This is a genomic window from Brevundimonas mediterranea (genome assembly GCF_011064825.1).
Classification (GTDB): domain Bacteria; phylum Pseudomonadota; class Alphaproteobacteria; order Caulobacterales; family Caulobacteraceae; genus Brevundimonas; species Brevundimonas mediterranea_A.
On sequence record NZ_CP048751.1, the window covers coordinates 993,363 to 1,014,311 of the forward strand.

A 20,949-nucleotide genomic window follows, 5' to 3' on the forward strand; every position below is an offset into this window, starting at 1 on the left:
AGGCGCTGTGTCCTTTGGTGGCGGCGACGGGTCTTCAGCGGGGCCCGCCCCTCAAGTCATCCGGGACGCCCCCCGCGGACGGGAGACCGATCTAGAGGGGCAGGTGCGCGCAATATCGGGCAATATAGTCATCCTGAGAGGGAAGCTTGTACGACGCTTCGCGCACCATCCTTCGCAGCCGCTCCAGGCTCGACATCAGTTGGGTCGCGCTCACTGCGTCGACGAGCGGGTGATGGCGTCGAGGCAGGATGTCCTGCCCCAGATAGACCGCGACCCAGCTCGGATGCAGGAACAGACCTTCTCGATAGTCTTGAACGACCCCGCGCGCGCGGAATAGCTCGATCTTCTCCGAGAGCGTATCCGGCAGCGGCATGGTGCGGACATAATCCCAGAAGGGCGTGTCGTTCCGGGCGGTCGCGCAATAGTGCAGGATTATGAAATCGCGGATCCGGATGTATTCGAGATCCATCTGGCGATTGAACTCAGCCTCCGTCGCCGGGTCGATCACGGCGGTTGGCCAGAGTTCGATCAGCTTGGTGATGGCGATCTGGATCAGATAGATGCTGGTCGATTCCAGCGGTTCGATAAAGCCCGAGGATAGTCCCACGGAGACGCAGTTGGCCGCCCAGTTCCGCGTCCTCTGACCCGCCGTGAACTTCAGGACGTTCGGCGCCTTAAGCGGCTTGCCCTCAAGGCGCCCGACCAGTCGATCCAGCGCCGCAGCATCGTCGATGAAGGCGCTCGAATAGACATAGCCGTTGCCGACCCGGTGCTGCAGCGGAATGCGGAACTGCCAGCCCGCTTCCAGCGCCGTGGCGCGGGTATAGGGGACGGTCGGCTGATCACTCTCGCACGGCAGGGCCACCGCCCGATCGCACGGCAGCCAGTGCGACCAGTCAGTAAAACCGGCCTTCAATGTCTGTTCGATCAGCAGCGCCCGGAATCCGGAACAGTCGACGAACAGGTCACCCTCGATCTGACGCCCATCATCCAGCGTCACCTTGGTGATCGCCCCGCTCTCGCCGTCCTGCGCCACATTCTGGATGCGCCCCTCGATCCGGCGCACGCCCTCCGTCTCGGCCATGCCCCGCAGGAAACGGGCGTACAGGGTGGCGTCGAACTGATAGGCGTAGCGGTACGTCGACAACAGCGAGCGGGGATCATCGGACGGCGGGGCGAACCGACCCTCCCGCGCCGCCACGACCGGCAGCGAATAGTCGTCGATCGGTCCGACGTCCCCCAGCTCGCGTCCCCGCAGCCAGTAGTGATGAAAAGGCGCCTCCCCGCCCGGCGCGCCGTAGTCGCCGAAGGGGTGGATGTAGCTGCCCCCTATCTGGCCCCAATTCTCGAACTGGATGCCCAGTTTGAACGTCGCCCTCGTGGCCTTCATGAACGCCGCTTCGTCGATTCCTAGGCGTTCGTTAAAGGCGCGGATGTGCGGCAGGGTGGACTCCCCGACGCCGACCGTCCCGATCGCCTCGGATTCCACCAGGGTGATCTGGACGCCCGAAGGCGCCACTAGCCGCGCGAGCGCCGCCGCCGTCATCCAACCGGCTGTTCCGCCGCCAACGATCACGACCCGTCGTACGGCTGTTGCGGATGGGATTGCAGTCGTCATCGCCCGCTCGTTTCAGGCGCAAACGCGCCGCATCTTGAGGTCCGGCACGATGGCCCGACCGGAAGGCCGCGACAACACCCCCGTTGTGACAGCGCTGTCAAGTGATAGACTCGCCGCTCTAATGCGGAGCGGATCGAGCCGCTCGCCTCGGAGGAAACCATGACACCCAAAACGCGTCTGTTGGCGGCGGCCGCCGCGCTTGCCTGCTTGCCCCCCGCGACTGCGACGGCTCAAAACCTCAACGTCATTCGATTGAATCAGGCGGGCTTCGAAACCCACGGCCCCAAGACGGCGACCGTGCCGAATCCTTCGCGCCAGCCGCTTGACTGGCGTGTGCTGGACGAAGCCGGCCGACAGGTCGCCGAAGGCCGGACCAGTGTCTTCGGAGAGGACGCCGCATCCGGCGAGCACGTCCAGGCGCTTCAGCGTCTCCAGCGGTTCGGTCGGCAGGAAGTCCAGCGTGTCGACGTCGCCCTGGAACTCGGCATAGGGGGTCTCGCCGAAGACGATGATCGCCACGTCTGGCTTTTGGGTGAAGGCGCCGTCAGGGCTGAGCGTCGCCTGACCGCCGCCGGCGGCGACCGCCTCCTGGATACCGCCCCAGATCGACTGACCGTTGGGGAAGTCGGCGTTGGTGTTCCCGGTCCCCTGCCAGGTCAGGGTCCAGCCGCCCGAAGCCTGGCCGATGTCGTCGGCATGGCCGGCGACCAGGACCCGCGCACCCGAGCGGATCGGCAGGACGGCGCCTTCGTTCTTCAGCAGCACCAGCGACTTGCGCACCGCCTCGCGGGCGATGGCGCGGTGGGCCGGGGAGCCGAGCTCGTTCAAACGGCCTTCCACAGGGCGTTCGTCGCTGAACAGGCCGGTCTTGACCTTGACCCGAAGAATGCGCCGCACGGCCTCGTCCAGACGCGCCGTCGGAATCTCGCCGGACCGCACCTGGGCCAGGGTGTTCTGATACAGAGGCTTCCAGCTATCCGGCGCCATAAGCATGTCGATGCCGGCGTTGACGGCCAGGGCGCAGCTCTCGTTCGAACAGCCGGGCAGTTGCCCATGAGCGTTCCAGTCGGACACGACGAAGCCGTCAAAGCCCAGCGGCCCGCGCAGGACGTCGGTCAGGATCGTCTCGTTGCCGGAGTGTTTGACGCCGTTCCAACTGGAGAAGCTGGCCATGATCGACAGCACGCCCGCGTCGATGGCCTGAGGATAGCCGCCGAGATGGACGTCGATCATCTCCCGCTCATGCCCCTGGAAATCGCCTTGGTCCTTGCCCTCGAAGGTGCCGCCGTCGGCCAGGAAATGCTTGGCCGATCCGGCGATATGGCCCGCAGCCAGGGGGCTGTCTGCGGAAAGATCGCCCTGCAGACCCAGCGTCATCGGCGCCGCATAGGCGCGCTGAATTTCCGGATTTTCCGCGTAGCCCTCATAGGCCCGCCCCCAGCGATCATCGCGCGGCACGGCCAGGGTCGGCCCGAAGGTCCAGTCCGCGCCGGTCACGGCGACTTCCAGCGCCGTGGCCTGGCCGATCCGGCGGATCAGGTCCGGATCCCGCGCCGCGCCCAGGCCGATATTGTGCGGAAAGATGGTGGCGCCGACGACATTGTTATGCCCATGAACGGCGTCGATGCCGTAAATCAAGGGTACGACCGTGCCCTTGCGTTGGGCGTTGGCCGCCCGGAACGCCTGCGCCAGGTCGACCCATTTCCCGGCCGAGGCGCGCTCGTCGCCCCCCGGGGAAGAGTTCCCTCCCGCCAGGATCGACCCCAGCGGATAGATCAGCAGGTCCTCCGGCTTGATCGAAGCAATGTCGGCCTGGATCATCTGCCCGACCTTCTCCTCGACCGTCATCCGCCCCAGCAGATCGGCGACAAAGGCCTCAGTCGCCGCGTCGGTCATGGCGGCGGGCGACGCCGCGTGCGGCCAGAGCGCGGGATCGGCGTGCGCCTCAAGGGCGACTGCATTCTTTTCCTGAGCCAAGGCCGCCAGTGGGCTGCAGACGAGCATAGGAACCGCAAGGACAAGCGTGATCAGAGAGGCGGCGTTGCGCATGGTGAGGCCCACAGAGGAAGAGAGCGCCCGCCGCGAGCCCAACAGGATTGCCGCGCAACAGGCTTCAAGGTTTTCGGTTGAGACATCGATCGGCGCGGATCATACGCACCACCGCTTGAGGGAGGTCGGCTGAATCCAGAGGTCTCCCCGGCGCTCTCGTCCGTCTCGAAGAAAGGGTCCATGGATTTGACAGCGCTGTCAAGACGAGGATGGATATGTGGCGCTCCGCTCGCGCCGGAATCTTCCCGGCCTAGGCCGCGCCCGTCGATCTCCGCACGATAAGTTCGTAGGGAACGATCAGGCATCCCTCCAGGGATTGCTTCAGCGCCTCGTCCTGGACACCCGAGATCACCGGCATCAAATGCCGCGCCGCGATTGCGGCCATCTCGGAAACGGGCTGGCGGATGGTGGTCAGCGCCGTCGTACCGAACATGGCGGCCGGCGTATCGTCGAACCCGGCCACGGAGATATCCTCAGGCGCCCGAACGCCACGCGCCGCAGCGCCCTGCAGCACGCCGAGCGCGGTGTCGTCGTTGCTGGCGAAGATCGCGGTCAGCCCGAGGCCGGCGCCCAGGAAGGCGTTGATCGCCGAGACGCCGGACTGGAAGGTGAAATCGCCGTACGCGACTGCGCCGTCCGCGACGGACAGGCCGTTGTCCGCCATCGCGGACAGAAAGCCGTCGAGGCGACGCCGGCTGGCGACATAGGCGACGGGGCCGGTGACGAAACCGATCCGACGGTGGCCCAAGGCGATAAGATGCGCCGTCATGTCGTAGGCCGCCTGCCGTTCATCCATGGCGATGCAGACCCCCCGCTGGAGGTCACGCTCGGGTCCGATGCGCGCATAGGCGACGCCGGCTTCGTCGAGCACATCCAGCACAACGGGGTGATCCGAGTTCGGCGGCGTCAGGATGACCCCTTGAGGTCGGATGGAGGTCAGCAGGGCCGAAAGATCCCTGCCGAGGCTTTCGGACGCATAATCCACCAGTTCGATCATCAGGTGATGGTCTGTGCGTCGCACCTCCATAAGGGCGCCCATTTCGAGCCGGCTGAGGTAATCATTGCCCCGGCCGCTCCGCCAATGCTCGATCGTCAGCTCGGCGTCCACCAGCGCCGCGATGATCGATGAGGAGGCGCCCGCGAGGCTGCGGGCCGACAGACTGCGCCGATAACCCAGGCTCTCGACCGCAGCCATCACACGATCGCGCAGACCGGGGGTGACGTTGGCCTCGCCGTTCAGCACCCGAGACACGGACTTGATCGAGGCGCCCGCTGCGGCCGCCACGTCATAGATGGTGGCTCTCGCCATGCCGCTCCCCATCGCGCGAGCCTCCCTGACCAGACAGATCACTGCGCTCGGGCGTCACCGCATCCCTAATCCCGAGACGCCCCCCTTCGCAACCGCTCTCGGGCGTCCGCCGTAATCGCATCGCCGGATCGCTCCCGTGGCAGACGATTTAGGGGGGCGGAGTCCAAATTGTTGACGACAGCGCTGTCAAAGCTGTTTGATACGTATCGACGATCTTTCGCGAATGGATACTGATGTCCCGCCCAAGTCCTGCTTTACAGATGATCTGTTTCATCGCGGCCGTGATGGCGTGCTGCCTCGTCATTCTTGCGATCAGTGGTCCGGCGCTCGCGTCCGCATCGTCGCAGGCGCCTACCGCTCGCCGAGCGGCGGATGAGATGGGCAAGGGATTCAATCTGGGCCAGATGTTCGACGCCGGCCAACACCCGCCGACGCTGGAGGCCGCCCGGGGCAAGATCGACGCCTACTATGACCGCGGCTTCCGCGTCGTCCGGATTCCCGTGACCTGGACGGAAGTCGTCGACGGCGGGACCCTGGCGGACCCGGACACCGGCGCCATTGATCGGGACGCCGAACGACTTGCGGCGCTGACAGCGGTCATCGACTACGCGCTCGCCAAACCCGGTCTCTACGTCGTGATCAACGCTCACCACGAAACCCGGCTGAAGGACGGCATGCGCGCCGACGTCCTCGAGCGACTCTGGTCGGATATCGCCAGCCTGTACCGCGACCGGGACCACAGGCTGGTCTTCGAAATCCTCAACGAGCCCCATTTCAGCAATCACGACGCGATGCCTGCTGACCGTCTGAGGGAAATGACCGGGCGCGCCTACAGGCGAATCCGGGCGAACGACCCCGAACGTGTGATCCTCATCGGCGGAAATCAGTGGTTCGGCGCCGACGAAATGGCCAAGACCTGGCCCGATCTCGAGGAGGTCGGCGGAGGGCGAGACCCCTACCTGATGGCGACCTTCCATCACTATAATCCCTGGACCTTCAACGGCGACAATCAGGGCGACTACGCCGATCCCTGGACCGAAGCCGACATTCACGGACCGATGCAGGTCATGGCCGAGTGGGCAGGCTCGACCGGACAAGGCATGCCCGTGTTCATCGGCGAATGGGGCGTCGGCTGGCACAGCCGATTGGCCGCCATGGACTGCAACAACATCCGGCTGTGGTACGCCCGGTTCAACGCGCACCACGCGGCCCCGCTCGGCATGCCTACCGCAGTCTGGGACGATGGAGGCTGGTTCCAACTCTACGACCACGAGAAGGAGGCCTTCAGCAGCAATCTCATCGACTGCATCGACGGCCAGTGTCGCTGGACGGGATCCGACCGTTTCAACGCGGATTGCGCATGATCCGAGCGTCCAGCGGCGCGACCGTTGAGCGGCGCGGCGCCTTCCCAACGGATTCATCGTCGATGTGAAGGGCGATGAACTCACCTTTGCACCGACGTGAACGCGCCGCCGAAGGGACTTCTATTTGCGGATCGAAGCCATTTTTCGGGTGCAAATAGAGTGCAGTGAGAGGTCGTTAAGAGGCCAAACCGTCGAAAAACGCGTAGAAGCGTCGGCGACCAACGTCTACAGACCACCTGAAACCACACAAAATGTCGATAAATCAATCACGTCGGCTGTCCGTGGCCCCGATGATGGACTGGACCGACCGTCATTGCCGGGCCTTCCATCGCGTCCTGACGGCGCGCGCCCTGCTCTATACGGAGATGGTCACTGCGCCGGCCGTCCTGCATGGCGATCGGGATTATCTGCTGGGCTTCGATGCGGTCGAGCATCCGGTCGCCCTGCAACTGGGCGGTTCAAACCCGATGGAACTGGCCGAGGCGGCCAAGGTGGGCGAGGCCTATGGGTATGACGAGATCAATCTGAACGTCGGCTGTCCGTCGGATCGGGTCCAGTCCGGCAAGTTCGGCGCCTGCCTGATGCGCGAGCCGGAGCTGGTGGCCGACTGTATGGCGGCGATCCGATCGGCGGTGTCGATCCCGGCCACGGTCAAATGCCGGATCGGCGTCGATGATCAGGAGCCGGCGACCAGCCTGTTCGCCACGGTGGACGCCTGCGCCGCCGTGGGGATCGAAGTCTTCATCGTCCATGCGCGCAAGGCCTGGCTGCAGGGGCTGTCGCCTAAGGAAAACCGGGACGTGCCGCCGCTGGATTATGATCTGGTGCGCCGGCTCAAGCGCGAACGGCCGCATCTGAACATCTCCATCAACGGCGGGATCGCCAATCTGGACGAGGCCGAGGCCCATCTGGCCGAGACGGACGGGGTGCGGCTGGACGGCGTCATGATGGGCCGCGCGGCCTATCACGAGCCGGCCATCCTGGGTCAGGCCGACCGCCGACTGTATGGCGCCGACACGGCGGACGTGGACGCCTTCGCGGCCCTCGACCGCTACCGGCCCTATATCGCCGCCCGGCTTGAGGAGGGGGTGCGCCTGCCCGCCATCACCCGGCATATGCTGGGCCTGATGCACGGCCGTCCCGGCGCGCGGGCCTTCCGCCGCATCCTGACGGTCGAGTCGATCCGGGCGGACGCGGGGCTTGAGGTGCTGGACAGGGCCGCAGAGGCGGTGCGCGAGGCCGAGGCGCGTCGCGAAGAGGCCGCCTGAAGGTCGATAAAAAGCGTCTTGTTTTCCTGCAGTTGAAAACTCGGCAGCGCGCTGGGGCGACCGCATGGAGCGCCGCGCCCCTTTCTAGCCACAAGTTAACGCGACAAACCGGGTGCCGGCGGCGTTGGGAGCCGGCGCTTCAATGAGCAAACCGGATGATCGGCGCTTCCGCTGCCTTCGCCATGATGTGGGCCGCCATGTCCTCGCTTTCGAGCGGACCGGTCCCTTACAATGTCGCTGTCGCGGCGGATGCAGCCAGGGTTGAAACCCCGGCGCCCGAGATCGGTTCCACCGACGCCTCGCCCGAAATCGCCTCTGATCTGGACGCCGTCCAGGCCGAGCTGATGGCCGGCGATCCGGACTGGCGCGCTTCGGCCCGCCTCTATCACGCAGGCGGCGGCGGGGCGACGGGCAATGATTCCCTGGGTTGCCGCCCCATCGCCATGCGCACCGTCGCGGTCGATCCCCGCGTCATTCCCCGCCGCACCAAGCTGTTCATCCGCGAGACGGTCGGCCTGCGTCTGGCCGATGGTTCGATCCATGACGGCTACTGGTACGCCTCCGACACCGGCGGCGCGATCAAGGGCCAGAAGATCGATCTCTACACCGGTCATGGCCGGGGCTCGATGGCCCAGGCCCGTCGCCTGAACATGCAGACCCTGACCATCGCCGACGCGGGCCGTTTCGACGGCTGCCCCCCGGCCTGGGAAAACGCCTCCAACTAAATCGCAGCCGCGACGAAAAACGCCGGCGCGCCTCGCGGCCGCCGGCGTCTTCGTGTCTGCGGTTCGGGCTGACCCTATTCCAGTTCGCTGACCTTCAGCGTCGACTGCACCATGTCGTCGCCATAGGTCCCGACCCAAACGTCGTAGCGTCCGGCCTGGGGATTGGTGATCAGGACCTTGGGGTTCACGCCGCCGCCGCTGTCGTCATCGCAATACCAGCGTCCGTTCGGCGTATTGATCAGAAGCGTGGTGTCCTCGGACGCCTCGACCAGAAAGGTCAGGTCCAGATCGCCGGGCTCGAAGAAGACCTGATAGTCCGCCGCCGCGCTGACCTTGCCCTCGCACCCCGACTTGGCCGCAGAGGCCGGGATCGACCCGCCCGCCAGGATCGCCTTCTCATGGGGATCGGGCGTAAAGCCCGAACGCAGCCTCACCGAGCCGAAATTGGGCTCCAGGTCCGCATCCGGCGCCCCTACGGCGCTCGTCTCCGACCCTCCCAGTTCGCTGATCTCCAGCGTCGACTGAACCATCCCGTCGTTATAGGTGCCCAGCCAGATGTCGTACCGCCCGCTTTGCGGGTTCGAGATCAGCACCTTCGGATTCAGGTCGCCGCCGCTGTCGTCGTCGCAGAGCCACTGTCCGCTGGGCGTATTGACCAGAAGCGTCGTGTCCTCGGACGCGACCGCGCGGACGGTCAGATCCAGATCGCCGGCCTCGAAGTTCAGTTGCAGATCCGGCGCGGCGCTGACCGACCCCTCGCATCCCGACTGGGCGGCCGAGGCGGGCACGGAGCCGCCGGCCAGAATGGACTTGGTCCAGGGATCCGGCGTGAAGCCGGTCTCCAGCGTGACCTCGCCATAGTTCGGATCGAGGGTGAAGTCCGGCTTGGCGCCGCTCTTCTGTGCGAGGCTGACGCCGGGCGCGAACGCGAGCGCGGCGCCGGCGACGATGGCGATGATCTTCATGGGGTCGATGTCCCTGCCCTGCGGCCTCCCGCCGCGGAGCGAACATATCCGCTTCCCGGCCACGGCACAGCTTCAAATCTCAGGGATCGCTAAAAACGACGCCTGCCCGTGACCGTCTCGAAGAACAGGCGGAAGTCGCCCATCAGGCTCCACAGCGGATACTGGAAGGTCGCGGGGCGGTTCTTCTCGAAGAAGAAATGCCCGACCCAGGCGAAGCCGTAGCCGATCAGCGGCATGGCCAGCAGCCACCAGGGATTCAGCGTCAGCAGGAAGCCGACGAAGGCCAGAATCACCAGACCGGTGCCGACCACATGGATCCGCCGGCAGGTCCGGTTGGAATGTTCGTGGATGTAATAGGGATAGAAGGCCTCGAACGAGGCGTATCGACCCTGGGGTTCGGGCGGCGCGTTCATGGGCGGAGGGTGCGCCTCCGCCCATGATCAGGCAAGCCCTAGGCCTTGGGCTTGAATCCGGCCTTCTTGAAGCCCGGCTTGGCCTTGAACGGCTTCTTGGCGAACGGCTTGTCGCCGGCCGCGTTCGAGCGCGGGTTCTCGCCGCCGGCGTCGGCCTTGGGCGCCCAGGGTTTCTTCTTGAACGGCGGCCTGGCGTCGCCCTCGCCGCCGTCGGCGCGCTTGTAAGGCGTCTTCTTGAACGGGCGGTCGCCGTCTTCACGACGCGGCTTGCCGGCGCCGGCGAACTTGCCCGCCTTCATCGAGCCCGGGGTCGGGGCTTCCGAGGACGTGATCTTGACCTCGTCGTTCGAGGCGGCGACGGCCTCGCGGAAGGCCTTCTCGTGGGTCTTGGCGATCTCGAACCGCGTCTCTTCCGGGAAGGTGCGGATGGCGCCGATCTGGGGCTTGGAGATGCCGCCGATACGGCAGATCAGCGGGATCAGCCATTTGGGGTCGGCGTTCTTGTTGCGGCCCACGTCCAGGCGGAACCAGACCACGTCGTCCGCGCCCAGGCGGTCGCCCGGCCAGGGCTGGGCGGCCGTGCCGTCTTCGTTGCGCACGGTGCGCTCGCGCTTGACGGGGCTGCGATCCGAGCCCGGATCAGACAGTTCTTCCGGCGCAGGCTGCTCCTTGCGCAGCAGACGCACCAGGGCGGCGGCGATCTCGTCGGGCGTGCGTTCGGCGATCATCCGCTTGGCGACGATCATGTCCTCATCGGACACGTCGGCCTCAAAGAACTCGGGCGACAGCAGACGGCCTTCATCGGCCTTGCGGATCTCGTCGAAGGTCGGGGCGCCGGACCAGACGGCGTCAATGCCAGCCTCGTCCATCAGACGCTCGGCCTTGCGGCGGCGCGAGTGCGGCACCAGCATGACGGAGACGCCCTTCTTGCCGGCCCGGCCCGTCCGGCCCGAACGGTGCAGCAGGCCGGCGCGGTTCATCGGCAACTCGGCGTGGATGACCAGGCCGAGGTCGGGCAGGTCCAGACCGCGCGCGGCCACGTCGGTGGCGACGCAGACACGAGCCCGCCCGTCACGCAGCGCCTGAAGCGCGTCGGTGCGTTCGCGCTGGCCCATCTCGCCCGACAGGGACACGGTCGAGAAGCCGCGTTCCAGCAGAGAGGCCTGGAGATGGCGCACGGAATCCCGCGTCGAACAGAACACCATGGCGCGCGGTGCCTCGTACCAGCGCAGGGTGTTGACCACTGCGTGTTCGATCTCGTTCGGGGCGATGCGATAGGCGCGGTATTCGATGTCGGCGTGCTGACGCGACTTGTCCGTCGCGTCGATGCGCACCGCGTCCTTCTGGTAGCGCTTGGCCAGGGTGACGATCTCGCGCGCGATGGTGGCCGAGAACAACAGGGTGCGGCGTTCGGCCGGCGCGTGGTCCAGGATGAACTCCAGGTCCTCGCGGAAGCCCATGTCCAGCATCTCGTCGGCCTCGTCCAGGACGGCGACCTTCAGCTCGGACAGATCCAGATTGCCCCGGTCGATATGGTCCTTCAGGCGACCAGGCGTGCCGACGACGATATGGACGCCGAAGCCCAGGGCGCGCGCTTCACGCCGCGCATCCATGCCGCCGACGCAGGTGGCGATCTTGGCGCCGGAGTCGGCGTACAGCCATTGCAGCTCGGCCGCGACCTGCATGGCCAGTTCGCGCGTCGGGGCGATGGCCAGGCACAGGGGCGCGCCGCCCGGACCGAAGATCGGCTTGTCGCCCAGCAGGGTCGGGGCCGCGGCCAGACCAAAGGCGACCGTCTTGCCCGAACCGGTCTGGGCCGAGACCAGCAGGTCGCGTTCGGCGTATTCGCCTTCCAGGACAGCGGCCTGAACCGGGGTCGGCTCGGCATAGCCCTTGTTGACGAGAGCGCGGTCGAGCGCGGGATGGACGGCGGGAAAGGGCATCGGCTACCTGGGACAACGGACAAGGCGGTCATCGAAACGACCGCGCCCGGCCGAGGACAGTCCTCAGGCCGGGCGAGTAATGCCGCTCTATACACGGATAAAGGCACGAGCGGGGCGAAAAACGCCGTTCACCACGACGCCCCGCTCAAGAACGACCCCGGATCAGACCTTGAACGACAGGAAACCGTCGTCCACCGCCACCGTCGAGCCATTGATGGCCGAGGCCGCGTCGCTGAACAGGAAGGCCACCACGCTGGCGACCTTTTCGGGCTGAATCAGTCGATTGTGCATATGCTGGGCGGCCAGGGGGGTCTTGGCCGCCGGGTCGTCGCCCAGGATCGGGGTGTCGATGAAGCCCGGCGCCACGCCGACGACCCGGATGCCGTATTCGGCCAGTTCCAGCGCGCCTGATCGGCTCATCGACACCACGGCGGCCTTGGCGGCGTTATAGTTGAAGCTGCCGCGCGCGGCGATGGAGCCGTAGATCGAGGCCGTGTTCACGAAGGCGCCCTTGGCGCCTAGCGCGACCATCTTCCTGGCCCCGTAATACAGACCATAATAGACGCTGTGCTGATCGACCTCGATCACCTTCAGATAAGAGGCGGGGTCCATCTCAAGGAAAGGCTTCACCAGGCCGATGCCCGCATTGTTGAACATGCCGTTCAGCGTGCCCAGTTTCTCGACCGCGAACTCGACCAGGGCTTCGACCTCCTCCGCCTTGGAGACATCGACCTTGTAGGCGAAGGCCTTGCCGCCGCGGTCCTGTGTCAGGGCCCCGACCTCTTTCGCCACGGCCTCGGCGCCGTCCAGGTTGAAGTCGGCGACGATCAGGTTCGCCCCCTTCTCGGCCAGGGCCAGACAGGCCGCTCGCCCGATTCCGCTGGCTCCGCCCGTGACGATCAGGGCTTGATCCTTCAGTTCCATGGCGAGGGTCTCCTTCAATAGACAGGACACCGGATATGGAGGCGCCGGGCCGGGATGAAACCCGATACGCGAGATTTCGTCGTTCACCCTGTTTGTTTCCCGGGCGTTGACGGAGAGCATTCAGACTGCAGGGCTGAAGGAGACCGTGATGCAGGTTATGCCCATCGCCGCCGGCGGAATGATGAACGCCCAGTCCCGCTTCGTAGCCAGTGCGCGTCGCACCGCGACCGCGCCTCTCGACAACCTCGCCGTCGAGGCGGTCGAGCGTATTCAGGCCAAGACCGCCTTTACCGCCAACGCCGCCGTGATCCGCACCGCCGACGATATGAGCGGAACCCTGCTGGACATGCTGGCCTGACGGTCGCCGGCGGCGGTCCCCCGGTCTAGAATTCTTCCCAGCCGTCCGCTGACGGCGCCGCCTGCGCCTTGGGCGCCGCGCCGCCGCGCCCAAGGGTCTTCAACGCCGCCGCCATATGGGGCGCCCGCGCTGGCGCTGAGGCCTGAGGCGGCGTCGATGCGCGCGCTGCCGGGGCGCCGACCTGGAATTGCGCCACCGACGCCTGCAGCGCCTCGGCGTCCTGGGCCAGAGACTGGCTGGCGGCGGTCGATTGCTCGACCATCGCCGCGTTCTGCTGGGTGACTTGATCCATCTGGTTCACGGCCGTGTTGACCTCGGCCAGACCCAGGGCCTGCTCCTGAGCCGAGGCCGAGATTTCCGTGACCAGGGCGTCGATTTCGGCCACCCGATCCACGATCCGTTGCAGGGCCTCGCCGGTTTGACCGACCAGTCTGACGCCCGAGCCGACCTGGTTGGTCGAGGTCGAGATCAGGGTCTTGATCTCCTTGGCTGCGTCGGCCGAACGCTGGGCCAGGGCCCGCACTTCGGAGGCCACGACGGCGAAACCGCGACCGGCTTCGCCTGCGCGCGCCGCCTCGACCCCGGCGTTCAGGGCCAGCAGATTGGTCTGGAAGGCGATTTCGTCGATGACGCCGATGATCTGGCTGATCTGCTCGGAGGAGCCTTCGATCGCCTGCATGGCCGAGACGGCGTCGCGAACGATAATGCCCGAGGTTTCCGCGTCGCCCTTGGCGGCCTGAACCACGTCCGAGGCCTGGCGGGCGCCCGAAGCCGTCTTCTTCACCGTGGCGGTGATCTCGTCCAGGGCGGCGGCGGTTTCCTCCAGGCTGGCGGCCTGCTGTTCGGTGCGGCGCGACAGGTCGTCGGCGGCCTGCGAAATCTCGCCGGCGCCCGAGCGGATGCTGGCCACATTGCCGACCACGACCGACACGGCCTGCTGCAGCTGGGCGATGGCGGCGTTGAAATCCGACTTCAGCTGTTCGGCGCGCGGGGCGACCTCTGCGGTGAACCGGTGGGTCAGGTCGCCGTTGGACATGGCCGCAAGACCCTGGCCCAGAGCCGTCAGGGCGACACGATCCTCTTCGGCGATGCGCGCCTTCTCGGCCTCGTTGGCGCGATGTTCGGCCTCGTTGATGGAACGCTGAGACTGGGTCTCGGCCTCCAGCCGGATCTTCTCGGCCGCATTGTCGCGGAAGGTGCCGACCGAGGCGGCCATGCGGCCGATCTCGTCGCCACGCCCCTGGGCGGGAATGACGACCTTCAGGTCGCCGGCGGCCAGTTGATCCATGGCGCGTGTCATGGCCACGATGGGCTGGCTGAGCGCCCGCACGAGCCACAGGGTCATGGCCCCCGCCACCAGCAGGGCCAGCACCCCGCCGATCACCAGGGCGGCGTAGCCGCTGTTGAAGGCCGTGCGCTTCTCGGCGTTCTTGCGGGTCAGCACGCCCTGCGTCTGATCGTCGATCGACTTCACGGCGGCGCGGACATCGGTCAGGCGGGCTGTTGTCGTCAGTTGCGACACCGCCTGCGGCCGCTGGGCCGGATCGCGGGCCAGGTCCATCAGGGCCTGGGACTGCTGGTTGAAGGCGGCGGCCGCCGCCGTCATCGCATTGAACCGACCGGCGTCGACGCCGTCGCTTGTCTTCAGAGACTGGACAGCCTGACCGAAGGCCGTCTTCGATTCAGCGTATTTCGTCAGGGATTCCGCCTCGCCCGTCGCCACATAGGAGCGCATGGCGTTCTGCTGTTCCACGGCTGCGGCCAGGGTCCGGTCGGCGGCCCGGCTGATCTGGGTGGCCGATCGTTCGGCGTCGTCAGATCGCTGCAGGGAGACCAGGCTGAACAGGACCACCAGGGTGGCCACACCGCAGGCGCTCATCATGGCGCCCAGGGCGATCATGAGTTTGATGGAAATAGACAAGGACTTGAGCACGTCCGCCTCCAAAGCAACCTGAGAAGCTTGTGCTAAGGCTCAGGTGTTACCAAACCTTGCTAAGGCCACGCTTTCCGTCGCTTTTTCCGGGAGGCGGAAGAAGTCGATGAACCGCTCGAACACCCCCTGGTCTCCGTCAATCGTCATGTCCGCCGCCAGGGTCGAGAGCGGAACCTTGCCGTAGACGGCGGCGGCGAGCAGCGGCGGCCGGGTCGTCACCGTCACGTCCGCGCCCGCGATCTGGCCGCGCTGCGCCTGAAGACGACCTTCGGACACCGTCACCTGGAAGCTCTCGTCGTCGAAGATGAAGCCGAGCGCCATGGCGGCCTTCCCGGCCCGGCCGGCGTCGAACATCGTCTTGAACGACAGCATGATCGAGACGGCGCTGATCGGCAGCGTCGGATCATGCGCCGGCGACCGTGCGGCCCAGCGGCCCAGAACCAAAAAGACCGGTTCGATCTCATACCCCCAGTCCGTCAGCTCATAGACCTGCACCGAGGCCGGCGGCGGCAGCTTGCGGCGACGCACCACGCCCGCCGCCTCCAGTCCCTCCAGCCGCTGCGTCAGCACATTGGCCGACAGGCCGCAGAGATCCTTTCTCAGATCACCGAACCGACGCGGCCCCATCATCAGTTCACGCACCACCAGAAGCGCCCAACGCTCGCCCACCAGATCCAGCCCGTGCGCGGCGCCGCACGCGTCGTGATACCGCCGACCCAACTTGGTAGTTACTTTTTCTAACTTCATGGTTGACTGTTCTAATCTCACGCGGCACGGTTAGCAAACATAGGGAGAGGAGAGACGTATGACCCAGCTGATTTTCATCAATCTGCCCGTCGCCGACCTGAACCGGTCCATCGCCTTCTATGAAGCCGTCGGCGCCACGAAGAACCCGATGTTCAGCGACGAGACGGCCGCCTGCATGGTCCTGTCGGACGTCATCCACGTCATGCTGCTGACCCACGACAAATGGCGCACCTTCACCGATCGGGCGATCCCCGACGCCCGCGCCTCGGCCCAGATGCTGCTGTGCCTGTCGCGCGACAGCCGCGAGGCGGTCGAGGCGGTGGTGGCCCAGGCCGGGGCGGCCGGCGGAACGGCGGACCCCAACAAACCTCAGGACTACGGCTTCATGTATGGCCGCAGCTATGCGGACCCGGACGGCCACATCTGGGAGACCATGTGGATGGATCCCGCCGCCGCCGCCGCCGGCCCCGAAGCCTTCGCCGCCCATGAACTGACGCCCGTCTGACCGGAAGGCCGATATGTCCGACCGTTTCGAACTCAGCGTCACCCGCCTGATCCAGGCCTCGCCCGAAGCCGTGTGGAAGATCTATGTCGAGCGGACCGGGGAATGGTTCTGCCCCCGGCCCTGGACTACGCCCGTCGTTGAGTGGGACCTTCGCCCCGGCGGCCGCGCCAATGTGGAGATGCAGTCGCCCGAGGGCGAGCGCCACGCCTATTCCGGCGTCTTCCTGGAGGTGGTTCCCGGCCGTCGGCTGGTCTCGACGGGGGCGCTGACCGAGGGCTGGCTTCCGCAGGCGGGCGAGATGAACTTCGTCCGGATCGACACCTTCGAACCCGAGGGCGAAGGCACACGCTATGCCGCCGTCGCCCGGCACTGGGATGAAAAGGCGATGCAGGCCCACCGCGCCATGGGCTTCGAACAGGGCTGGGGCGCCGTCGCCGACCAACTGGCCGAACTGGCCGAACTGGCCGAGAACAACAGCTGAGGAGGACGACCATGACCTATGTGACCGGCTTCGTGACCCCGGTGAAGACGGCGGACAAGGACGCCTATCTGAGGTGCGCCCAGGCCGCCGCGCCCATCTTCAAGGAGTTCGGCGCCCTGGCTGTCGTCGAGAACTGGGGCGCCGATATTCGCGACGGCAAGCACACCGACTTCAAGATGGCGGTGAAGCTTGAGCCCGACGAAACCGTGGTCCTGTCCTGGATCATCTGGCCGGACAAGGCGACCGGCGACGCCGCCGAGAAGAAGATGATGGAGGATCCGCGCTTCCACGAGATGGAGATGCCCTTCGACGGCAAGCGGATGGTCGTCGGCGGCTTCGAGACGATCTTCGAAGCCTGAGGTCGGTCGCCCTCCGCGACCGTCCGTTCACCCCGTTGCAATATCTTCGCGGCAGACTTGGTCTTCCACGGGGAAGCTGCCCATGCCGAGCGGTCAGACGACGGACATCGCCACATTCGATGTGGCGCAGTTCTGTCAGGCGGTCGAACATTCGCCCATCGGCACGGCCGTATTCGGGCTGGACGGCGTCTGGCTGAACGGCAACGCCGCCCTGCGTCGCTTCCTGGGGTACAGCAGCGACGAACTCAGGACGGTCAATTTCCGGGACGTGACCCATCCCGACGATCTGGACGCCGATCTCGTCCTCTTCGAACAACTGACCTCCGGCCGCATCCCGTCCTACGAGATCGAGAAACGCTATATCCGCAAGGATGGCGGCGTCGCCTGGGCGGCTCGCACCGTCTCCCTGGTTCGCAGCGCGGCGGGCGAGCCCCTGTTCTATATCTCTCACGTTCAGGACATCGCCGGCCGCAAGGCGGCGGAAGCCGAGCGGCTCAAGCTGGCCGACCGCGCCACCCTGGCCGCTCGCGCCGCCCATATCGGAATCTGGGAACTGGACCTGAACACCAACGCCCTGTCGTGGTCGCCGGAGATGTTCGACCTCTTCCTCACCCCGGCGCCGGACGTCCTGGACCTGGCATTCTTCACCAGTTTCGTTCTGGAGGATGATCGCGAAACGCTCCAAAGAGACACCGCCGCCGCCCTGAACGGCCTTCTGCTGGACACCGAGTTCCGCATACGCCGGACGGACGGAGAGATCCGGCACATCAAGGGATTCGGCAGCCTGGAGCGCGGCGTCGGCGGCGCGCCGGACAGGCTGGTCGGCGCCAACTGGGACGTCACGGAAATGCGGCGGCTCGCCGAACGGGCCGAGGCGGCCAGTCGCGCCAAGTCCCAGTTCCTCGCGGTGATGAGCCACGAAATCCGAACGCCCATGAACGGCATACTCGGCATGACCCAGGCCATGCAGGCCGATCCCCTGCCGGCCCTGCAACGCGAACGCCTGGACATCGTCGCCGAGTCCGGCGCCGCCTTGCTGACCATCCTCAACGACATCCTTGACCTGTCCAAGGTCGAGGCCGGCAAGATGGAGCTGGAAAGCGTGGCCTTCGATCTGGGGATACTGCTGGGCAATCTCCGCTCGACCTATGCGTCCACCGCCGACGATCAGGGCCTGATCCTGGCGCTGGATCTCGGCGACGCCGCCGGCCTTTATCGCGGGGATCCGACCCGCCTGCGGCAGATCCTGTCGAACCTGATCTCCAACAGCCTCAAGTTCACGGCTCGGGGCCGCATCGACATCGCGGCGCGCCGCGACGGCCAGACCCTGGTCCTGACCGTCGCCGACACAGGCGTGGGCATGACGACCGAGGTCATCGCGCGCATCTTCAATCCGTTCGCCCAGGCCGACGCCTCGACCACGCGCCAGTTCGGCGGCACGGGACTGGGCCTGTCGATCGTGCACGAATTGACCCGGCTGATGCAGGGCCGGATCGACGTCGACAGCCGGCCGGGCGAGGGGTCCCGTTTCACCGTCGTCCTCCCCCTGCCCTGGCTCGGCCCAGCGGTCGGAACGCCCGCCCCGTCCGCCTCCGACGTCAGACAGGGCGACGCCGGTCTGCGGGTTCTGGCCGCCGAGGACAACGCCATCAACCGCCTGGTCCTGCAAACCCTGCTGGGTCAATTCGGCATCGAGCCGACGATCGTCGAAAACGGCGCCCAGGCGGTCGAGGCCTGGCTGGGCGGCGATTGGGACATGGTCCTCATGGACGTGCAGATGCCGGTCCTGGACGGTTTCGGCGCCGCCCGCGCCATCCGCGAACGCGAGGCCGCCCAGGGTCTGCCCCGTACTCCGATCATCGCCCTGACCGCCAACGCCATGCCGCATCAGCGCGACGAGTGCCTGGCCCATGGCATGGACGCCGTCGTCGCCAAACCCATCGACGTCCGCGCCCTGATCTCGGCCCTGGAGACGGTGGGCCAAAAGGGCGCGCATCTGACGGAAAGCGGCCGCGCCACCGCCTGATCAGCCCCGGGCCGCCTTGAGGTTCCGGGTCAGCGTCTTGCGGCGCGCGCCATAGGCCTGTTCCAGATCCGCCCGCTTCGCCTTCAGTGCTTCAAGCTGATCGTCGAGGGACGACGAGGCGGCCTGATGGTCGGCGTCCAGCCGGTCCAGCTCGGCTTGCAGTCTTTCGAGCTTCGCACGCCGGGCTTTCGACGGTCCCGCAGCCTTCGGCCTGGTCGCCTTTCCGATCTTGCCGACATCGATCGCCAGGCCGCGCTCGATCACCTCGCCCGGCGCCGCCAGGGCGGCGTCATGGTCGGGGCCGCCGCTCAGTTGGCTGGCCAGGCCCGTGGCGAACAGGTCCTGCTTCGCCCCCCAGGCCTCCAGCGCCTTGGGGCGCGAGCTGGCGGCGACGGTGAAGGCGTGAAATCCGTCCGACCAGGTGAAGACCTTCAACCTCGGCGCCATACGACTGTCCCTCTGGCGACCGGATCGGCGCCTTAGCGGCAGAAACGCGTGTCGGTCGCTTCCAGATGCAGGTGGTCATAGTGGACTGCGTTGTAGTCGGGGCTCAGCACCGTGCCGAAGATGCGGCAGGCGTCGTCGCGGATACGGCGCAGGAACCTGGCCTCAGGCGCGTCGCCATTCCAGTCGGCGGTGACGCTAATCCGCCGCCCGTCCCTCAGCCGCACCCCTGCGAAATCCAGGGCCGCCGCCTGGGCGTGGGCGCTGACCCGGCTGGACCCCACACCGTTGTTCACATTGCGACAGGCGTAGGCCCCCATATGGTCGATCTGGACCACGTCCGACCCCAGAATCTGGCGCGCCGCCGGCTCCAGCGACTGCCGCCGCCAGATACTCAGGGCCAGGGCCGTCTGGCAGGTCATCTGCACATCCCCCGGCGCCATCCGCGCCACCGTGCCCATGTCGGGCCCCAACGCCCCGCCCTGTCTCAGGCCGCAGACGGCGCTGTTCTGACGGTCCTGCGCGGGGCTGAACGTCACGCGCGCGGCGCTCAGTTCGGCCAGGCATCGCCCCAGGTCCGCGCCCACGCGCACCACCGCCCCCTGGGTTCCCCCATCGACGGGCCGGTCGATCAGCCCCCCGACCAGGGGCGCAGGCGTCCGTCCCGGATAGGGCGACGGCCGCAGCGGCTCGGGCGCGCGCCGCACGCAGCCGCTCAGGATCAGCAGGACCGCCAGACCGACCGACACACGCATCATCAGGACATTGGAAGCCATCGCCCGAATCCTATCCGATTCCCGATGGCGCGTCGGTCACGAGGCGGAGAGCCGTCTATCGCCGTTCCGGGGCGGCTCCGGCGGCCCGACACCGATCCGAACAGAACCGCACCTGATCCCAGTCGCGCGCCCACTTCCTGCGCCACGCGAACGACAGGCCGCAGGCGACGCAGCGCTTTTGCGGCAGGTCGGCCTTGCCGGGCGCGCAGCCCAGATTGACGTGTTTTCGACCCATCAGACCCCAGACCAGCAATTCAGGACGACGGCAAGTCCGACCTATTCCTGCGCCCCTGGTGGCCGTTCCAGAGAAAGGTCGGGCCTGTTGCGACCACCCCGCAAACTGATATATGCGCCCCGTCGCCCAGGCGATCGTAAGCGTCTCACGTCAGGCAACGCATCCATCCCGGTTTTCGGCCGGGGCCGGACTTTCCGGCGGATGCCCATTGCCGAAGACCAAATTGAGAGACGCACACATGCACCCTCACCCTGCGATCATCCGCTTCCGCCGACTGCCCGCGCGCTATGCGCCGGTCATCATGCCCCTGATCCTGTCACTGTTCATGACTTTCGTGGTCTCGGCCATCGCCACGACGCGCAATCTGGGCTTCGTTCCGGCCTTCCCCTCCGCCTGGATGCAGGCTTGGGGCCTGTCTTGGCTGATCGCCTTCCCAGTGCTGCTGCTGATCCTGCCGCTGGTTCGGCGCATCGTCGGCTTGGTCGTCGAAACGCCCAGCTGACGGCA

Annotated in this window: 20 protein-coding genes and 2 pseudogenes; 10 read left to right on the forward strand and 12 right to left on the reverse strand. The window is 66.6% G+C overall.

The window, feature by feature from the left end:
- Positions 1 to 91: 91 nt before the first annotated feature.
- Positions 92 to 1,618, reverse strand: a complete 1,527-nt coding sequence (locus GYM46_RS04915; protein ID WP_083793324.1) for a tryptophan halogenase family protein — start codon at positions 1,616 to 1,618, stop codon at positions 92 to 94.
- Between the two features lie 159 nt (positions 1,619 to 1,777).
- Here GYM46_RS04915 and GYM46_RS04920 point away from each other — a divergent pair.
- Positions 1,778 to 1,981, forward strand: a pseudogene (locus GYM46_RS04920) (cellulase N-terminal Ig-like domain-containing protein); the annotation flags it as partial.
- A 51-nt stretch (positions 1,982 to 2,032) separates the two neighbouring features.
- Here GYM46_RS04920 and GYM46_RS04925 read toward each other — a convergent pair.
- Positions 2,033 to 3,595 (reverse strand): annotated as a pseudogene (locus tag GYM46_RS04925) (glycoside hydrolase family 3 protein); the annotation flags it as partial.
- Between the two features lie 322 nt (positions 3,596 to 3,917).
- Positions 3,918 to 4,976 (reverse strand): LacI family DNA-binding transcriptional regulator, encoded by a 1,059-nt coding sequence (locus tag GYM46_RS04930; RefSeq protein WP_008259295.1) that lies wholly within the window; start codon positions 4,974 to 4,976, stop codon positions 3,918 to 3,920.
- A 260-nt stretch (positions 4,977 to 5,236) separates the two neighbouring features.
- On the opposite strand from GYM46_RS04930, the gene GYM46_RS04935 reads away from it, so the two are divergent.
- The 3 genes from GYM46_RS04935 (at position 5,237) to GYM46_RS04945 (ending at position 8,333) form a co-directional block, all read left to right on the forward strand.
- Positions 5,237 to 6,340 (forward strand): glycoside hydrolase family 5 protein, encoded by a 1,104-nt coding sequence (locus GYM46_RS04935; protein WP_008263268.1) that lies wholly within the window; start codon positions 5,237 to 5,239, stop codon positions 6,338 to 6,340.
- Between the two features lie 251 nt (positions 6,341 to 6,591).
- Positions 6,592 to 7,608, forward strand: coding sequence for a tRNA dihydrouridine(20/20a) synthase DusA (gene dusA / locus GYM46_RS04940; protein WP_008260648.1), 1,017 nt, complete (start codon positions 6,592 to 6,594; stop codon positions 7,606 to 7,608).
- Positions 7,609 to 7,763: 155 nt separating this feature from the next.
- Positions 7,764 to 8,333 carry a 3D domain-containing protein gene (locus tag GYM46_RS04945; protein ID WP_008260580.1) on the forward strand — a complete coding sequence of 190 codons (570 nt, stop codon included), beginning with the start codon at positions 7,764 to 7,766 and terminating at the stop codon, positions 8,331 to 8,333.
- A gap of 74 nt (positions 8,334 to 8,407) precedes the next feature.
- On the opposite strand, the gene GYM46_RS04950 is transcribed toward GYM46_RS04945, so the two are convergent.
- From GYM46_RS04950 to GYM46_RS04965, 4 genes are all read right to left on the reverse strand, one after another.
- On the reverse strand, positions 8,408 to 9,298 hold the full coding sequence (locus tag GYM46_RS04950; RefSeq protein WP_008260138.1) for a hypothetical protein: 891 nt from the start codon (positions 9,296 to 9,298) through the stop codon (positions 8,408 to 8,410).
- 89 nt (positions 9,299 to 9,387) lie between these two features.
- On the reverse strand, positions 9,388 to 9,711 hold the full coding sequence (locus GYM46_RS04955; RefSeq protein ID WP_008260771.1) for an Mpo1-like protein: 324 nt from the start codon (positions 9,709 to 9,711) through the stop codon (positions 9,388 to 9,390).
- Between the two features lie 38 nt (positions 9,712 to 9,749).
- Entirely contained in the window at positions 9,750 to 11,654 is a 1,905-nt protein-coding gene (locus GYM46_RS04960; protein WP_008260808.1) for a DEAD/DEAH box helicase, read from the reverse strand.
- Positions 11,655 to 11,816: 162 nt separating this feature from the next.
- Positions 11,817 to 12,578 (reverse strand): SDR family NAD(P)-dependent oxidoreductase, encoded by a 762-nt coding sequence (locus GYM46_RS04965; protein ID WP_008260075.1) that lies wholly within the window; start codon positions 12,576 to 12,578, stop codon positions 11,817 to 11,819.
- Positions 12,579 to 12,726: 148 nt separating this feature from the next.
- Between GYM46_RS04965 and GYM46_RS04970 the strand changes: the two genes are divergently transcribed.
- Positions 12,727 to 12,936, forward strand: a complete 210-nt coding sequence (locus GYM46_RS04970; protein WP_035306812.1) for a flagellar basal body rod C-terminal domain-containing protein — start codon at positions 12,727 to 12,729, stop codon at positions 12,934 to 12,936.
- Positions 12,937 to 12,961: 25 nt separating this feature from the next.
- Here GYM46_RS04970 and GYM46_RS04975 read toward each other — a convergent pair whose 3' ends face one another.
- Both GYM46_RS04975 and GYM46_RS04980 read right to left on the reverse strand, forming a co-directional pair.
- Positions 12,962 to 14,836: a methyl-accepting chemotaxis protein gene (locus GYM46_RS04975; RefSeq protein WP_083793409.1), complete on the reverse strand. Its 1,875-nt coding sequence runs from the start codon at positions 14,834 to 14,836 to the stop codon at positions 12,962 to 12,964.
- 72 nt (positions 14,837 to 14,908) lie between these two features.
- On the reverse strand, positions 14,909 to 15,616 hold the full coding sequence (locus GYM46_RS04980; protein WP_040349228.1) for a winged helix-turn-helix transcriptional regulator: 708 nt from the start codon (positions 15,614 to 15,616) through the stop codon (positions 14,909 to 14,911).
- A gap of 58 nt (positions 15,617 to 15,674) precedes the next feature.
- On the opposite strand from GYM46_RS04980, the gene GYM46_RS04985 reads away from it, so the two are divergent.
- The 4 genes from GYM46_RS04985 (at position 15,675) to GYM46_RS05000 (ending at position 18,987) form a co-directional block, all read left to right on the forward strand.
- Entirely contained in the window at positions 15,675 to 16,121 is a 447-nt protein-coding gene (locus GYM46_RS04985; protein ID WP_008263565.1) for a VOC family protein, read from the forward strand.
- Positions 16,122 to 16,134: 13 nt separating this feature from the next.
- Entirely contained in the window at positions 16,135 to 16,602 is a 468-nt protein-coding gene (locus GYM46_RS04990) for an SRPBCC family protein (RefSeq protein ID WP_008260664.1), read from the forward strand.
- A gap of 11 nt (positions 16,603 to 16,613) precedes the next feature.
- A complete protein-coding gene (locus tag GYM46_RS04995) occupies positions 16,614 to 16,961 on the forward strand; it encodes a DUF1428 domain-containing protein (RefSeq protein WP_008261111.1) in 348 nt (115 codons plus the stop codon).
- A gap of 82 nt (positions 16,962 to 17,043) precedes the next feature.
- A complete protein-coding gene (locus tag GYM46_RS05000) occupies positions 17,044 to 18,987 on the forward strand; it encodes an ATP-binding protein (protein ID WP_008259951.1) in 1,944 nt (647 codons plus the stop codon).
- Here the strand turns inward: GYM46_RS05000 and GYM46_RS05005 are convergent, their stop codons facing one another.
- From GYM46_RS05005 to GYM46_RS05015, 3 genes are read right to left on the reverse strand one after another with little or no spacing between them, the layout of a single operon-like run.
- Complete coding sequence (locus GYM46_RS05005; RefSeq protein WP_040349226.1) at positions 18,988 to 19,434, reverse strand: hypothetical protein; 447 nt, start codon at positions 19,432 to 19,434, stop codon at positions 18,988 to 18,990.
- A 32-nt stretch (positions 19,435 to 19,466) separates the two neighbouring features.
- A complete protein-coding gene (locus tag GYM46_RS05010) occupies positions 19,467 to 20,207 on the reverse strand; it encodes an extensin family protein (protein ID WP_008260616.1) in 741 nt (246 codons plus the stop codon).
- A 55-nt stretch (positions 20,208 to 20,262) separates the two neighbouring features.
- Entirely contained in the window at positions 20,263 to 20,442 is a 180-nt protein-coding gene (locus GYM46_RS05015; RefSeq protein WP_035307813.1) for a DUF2256 domain-containing protein, read from the reverse strand.
- A 238-nt stretch (positions 20,443 to 20,680) separates the two neighbouring features.
- Between GYM46_RS05015 and GYM46_RS05020 the strand changes: the two genes are divergently transcribed.
- Positions 20,681 to 20,944: a DUF2798 domain-containing protein gene (locus GYM46_RS05020; RefSeq protein WP_008259051.1), complete on the forward strand. Its 264-nt coding sequence runs from the start codon at positions 20,681 to 20,683 to the stop codon at positions 20,942 to 20,944.
- Positions 20,945 to 20,949: the final 5 nt, after the last annotated feature.